Genomic DNA, 3,877 nt, shown 5'->3' on the forward strand with positions numbered 1-3,877 from the left:
GCTCCCCCACACTCGAACCGGCTTCGCACGGCTCGTGCGGGAGGTACCCCCTTCGCCGCACCGGGCACAAGGCCGAGTACGTCCAGTACGAGGCCCTGCCCCCGGCACGACGAGAGCACGCACCAGACGCCGCGGGGCCGCCCTCCGGGCGACGAGGGGAGTTTGAAGACAGGCCCTAGGCCGACGCTCCCGGAGCGCCCACGTCGAGAAATCCACTGATGCGCTCCCTCAGCGCAGCCGCGTCGAGCCCGTGCGCGACGACGTGCTCGTCCACCGACCCGTAGCGCCGCAGCTCACGCCGCCCCACTCCCAGCCCGAGCACCCGATGGGGCACATCCGAGAGCGCGTCGTTCACGGCACCCGTGGAGGTACCGGCCAAATAGGGCTCGACGAGCACGACATCGGCGGCACCCGTCCCCACGGCCCGCCGCAGCCCGGCGGCGTCGAAGGGCCGCACCGTCGTCGCGTAGAGCACGCTCACATCGAGCCCCTCGGTGGCGGCGAGCACCTGGTCGAGCAGCGGTCCGACAGCGACGACGACGCCCCGCCGCCCCTCCCGCACGGTCAGCAGACGCTGCCCGTCGACGGGCAGTGCCTCCCGGTTGGCCTGCACGGAGAGTCGTACGTACACCCGCTCGTCGCCCGCCCCGATCGCCTGCCGCAGCAGCACCTCGGCCTCGTCGGGATGCCCCGGCACCTGCACGCTCCACCCGTCCAGCGTGTCGAGCAGCGCCACGTCACCCGGCGCCATGTGGGTGAAGCCCCCGCCCGACACGTCGTACGACGCACCGGCGCTCACCAGTACCCCGCCCAGACCCTGATGCCCGAAGTCCAGCTTCACCTGCTCGAACGGCCGCTCCACGAGGAAGCTGGCGAAGGTGTGCAGGACGGGCCGCATCCCGGCGAGCGCGAGGCCGGCACCGGCTCCGACGAGCAGCTGCTCCCTGATGCCCACGTTGATCACGCGGTCCGGGTGGCGCCGCCGGGCCTCGACGAACGGCGCGAGGCCGATCTCGGCGAGCACGACGGCCACGCGGGGATCCTCGTCGAGGATCCGGGAGACGACGGGGGCGAAACGATCACGCATGGTGTCCACGGCGGGACGTCCTTTCGGGAGGGTTCTCCGGTGACTCAGAACTTGGGCTCGACCCGGGCGACGACGGCGCGGGGCCGCCCGGGATGCGGGGCGGTGAAGGCCTCGTACAGGGCGGAGTGATCACGCCCGTCGACGGTCGCGGTGGACCAGCCGGCCACCTCGAACCGGGCGGCGATGCCCCCGTCCGTGCCGTACGTGGCGGAACGGTTGTCGATCACGACGGTCCGCAGGCGATCGAGCCCCGCGGCACCGGCGAACGCGATGGCCTCGTGGTTGCTGCCCTCGTCGAGCTCGGCGTCCCCGACCAGCGCCCACACCACGGGCTCCGCGAGGCCATGGGCACGCAGCCCGAGCGCGGTCCCCACGGCGATCGGCAGCCCGTGCCCCAGCGACCCGCTGCCGATCTCCGCGCCCGGCACCAGCATCCGGTCCGGGTGCTGCCCGAGCGGCGAATCGAACTGCCCGAACCCGCTCAGCCACTCCACGGGCAGGAAGCCCTTCGCGGCGAGCACCGCGTAGTAGGCCATGGGCCCGTGCCCCTTGGAGAGCAGGAACCGGTCGCGCCCCGGATCGTCGACGGTCTCGGGCGTGACCCGCAGCACCCTGTCGTACAGCACCCACAGCACATCGAGGGTGGACGTGGCGGAGGGCCCGTGCTTCTCGTCCCCGGTCATCAGCCGCATGAGCCGGGGGAGGTCGGTGTACCGGTGGGCGTTCTGGTCCGGGGTGCGTTCCGTCGTCGCTGTCATACCCAGCACCCTGCAACCTCAACTAACCTTGAGGTCAACCCCCGACCCGCGCCCCGCACCACAAAGGGATGCGCGACCACGGCCCCGAGTGCGGTATGGTTTCCGTGCGCGTTCGGCCTGGGGAAACCCCAGGTCAGCGAGTATCGGGACGTGGCGCAGCTTGGTAGCGCACTTGACTGGGGGTCAAGGGGTCGCAGGTTCAAATCCTGTCGTCCCGACTAGTTCGAACCATCGAACGTCGCAGGTGAAGGGCCGTTTTCGAACGGTCCTTTTTCTGTTTTCCGGCCGCTCCCGGGTGGGAGCGGGGGAGTGGGAGCGGGCTCCCACTGTCCCCTTGGCTGTTTGCTCCCACTCGGGACGTTGCGCACATATTCGATTCCTTGCGCTCACGTTCACATTCGTGCCCGGTTTGTTACCCGCGGCTCCCCGTTCTATGGGTGGCTTTCTGGGTATGGGCTTGCGCTCTTCCTGCTGGCCGGGGTCGCTCCCACTGGTGTGGGGACGGGAGCGGTGTCCCCTTGGCCGGAATCCGAGGTATGGGGCCATGCGAAATGTTGACCCCAGTTCCGATTTTGTCTGCGCGTTATGCCGGTTATGGGGCTTGGTTGTTGCGCCGGGCATCGAGGTGTTGAACGCGGGTGGGAGCGCTTCGGTCGTTCTGGACCGAGTTGGCGCTACAGGGAGCTGGTCTGGTGGTGAAACGTTAGGATTTCGGCGCCCTTTTTATGGACCTCATGGGGGAGCAGGCGCAGCACGGCGAAGACCTTGGCCATGGTCAGGTAGGCAAGTTGGAGCAGCACAGCCGATTTCGTCCGTGCTGGTCGGCGATGGCCGAGAGGCGGGTGGACGGGGCGGACGGGGTTTTCGGCGAGCGCAGTGTCAGTCCGAGAGGTCGATGCTCTCCTGACCAGGGCCAGGAGAGCGTCGAGATTTCCGCGGCGGTTTCGGCTCCTTGCTTGAGTAGGCAGGTACGGGCAGGATGCCCGCGTCCTGTAGGTCGTTGGTGGTGATGAGCGGACCGCTGCTCACAGCTTTCAGTAGTTGGGCCTGTCGAGGTTCTAGGTCCACGAGGAGCCCGAGCGCGTTGATGAGGTCGAGCAGATCAACGGTCCAACGGGCAGGCCAGGTCGGCGGCAGGATGTCGTTCAACGGGGTCTGTCGTTCCACGTCTGGCCTGCGCTTGCGGAAGCTGAACCACTTGCGGATCACCTGCACCCCGCCGATCCGATACTCCCAGATTTCTGGCGCCACCGGACGTATGCAGCCCGTGCCAACCGTGAGGGTTCGCGTGGACGCTTCGTAGGAGATTTCCGCGGGTAATTCGTCAGCGTCACTGATCACGGCGACGCATTGAGGTTGTTCCTCAGGAGGAAGCCTTGGGGTTGATGCAGGCGAACTGTCGTGGTGTGGGGCGAAGCGCTGGCCGTACGTGTGGATCCACACTGTGCGCCGGCCCAGTTCCACGACTTCCGCCCAAAGAGACGGGTCGCGCGTTATAGGAATGCGGGCACCCCGCTCCGCGAGGTCCGCGGCGAAGCGGCGGGTGTAGCCGCTGTGGCCAGCCGTTCCCGCGATATATGCGAAGAGGTCCTCGGCGGTGACCGTCGTGCGGTGCGTCTTGGTGAGTAGCCGCAGCAGGCCAGGAGTCACGTTTGGTTCAGCTTGGTCGGGATGGCGGTAGAGAGGTGCGACGCGGCCGCCTTCGGTGCCCTTGAAGTGGTGCATGTCGGGAAGGAGAGCAGTGAACCCGACCGCCGGGCCAGTACGCCCCGATTCCGTGTGCAGCTCGGAGAGATAGACCTGGTGTCGGTCGTTGTGGGCGAACCACAAGGCCGGTCGCGGAAAGTCGATCACTCGCCTGTCCGCGATGATGTACTGCCTGTCGAAGGTCATCCGGCCGTAGGGAACGATGACCGGCACCGTTTCCTTCTCCGTAGCTAAGGCTTGTCCCGCAATGATCGCGGAGCCGAGTACAGAGGTGCCTGGAGGAGGGCGCGTGCTCAGCCAGTGGGTTGTGAGGCGTCTAGTGACC

General features: G+C 67.7%; 3 protein-coding genes and 1 tRNA gene. 1 reads left to right on the plus strand and 3 read right to left on the minus strand.

Annotated elements, in window-relative coordinates:
• Window positions 1–175: 175 nt before the first annotated feature.
• Window positions 176–1,096, minus strand: a complete 921-nt coding sequence (locus tag ABZ930_RS41270; protein ID WP_361560742.1) for a transketolase — start codon at window positions 1,094–1,096, stop codon at window positions 176–178.
• A 35-nt stretch (window positions 1,097–1,131) separates the two neighbouring features.
• On the minus strand, window positions 1,132–1,845 hold the full coding sequence (locus ABZ930_RS41275) for a transketolase (RefSeq protein ID WP_361560745.1): 714 nt from the start codon (window positions 1,843–1,845) through the stop codon (window positions 1,132–1,134).
• A 144-nt stretch (window positions 1,846–1,989) separates the two neighbouring features.
• Between ABZ930_RS41275 and ABZ930_RS41280 the strand changes: the two genes are divergently transcribed.
• Window positions 1,990–2,063, plus strand: a tRNA-Pro gene (locus tag ABZ930_RS41280).
• A gap of 661 nt (window positions 2,064–2,724) precedes the next feature.
• Here the strand turns inward: ABZ930_RS41280 and ABZ930_RS41285 are convergent.
• A partial coding sequence (locus tag ABZ930_RS41285; protein ID WP_361560748.1) for a type ISP restriction/modification enzyme occupies window positions 2,725–3,877 on the minus strand: 1,153 nt, incomplete at its 5' end.

This window comes from Streptomyces sp. NPDC046716 (assembly GCF_040645755.1).
GTDB lineage: Bacteria > Actinomycetota > Actinomycetes > Streptomycetales > Streptomycetaceae > Streptomyces.

Coding starts and splice junctions, on each gene's coding strand:
- ABZ930_RS41275 (WP_361560745.1), bottom strand. CDS start 1,845: ATGACAGCGACGACGGAACGCACCCCGGACCAGAACGCCCACCGGTAC.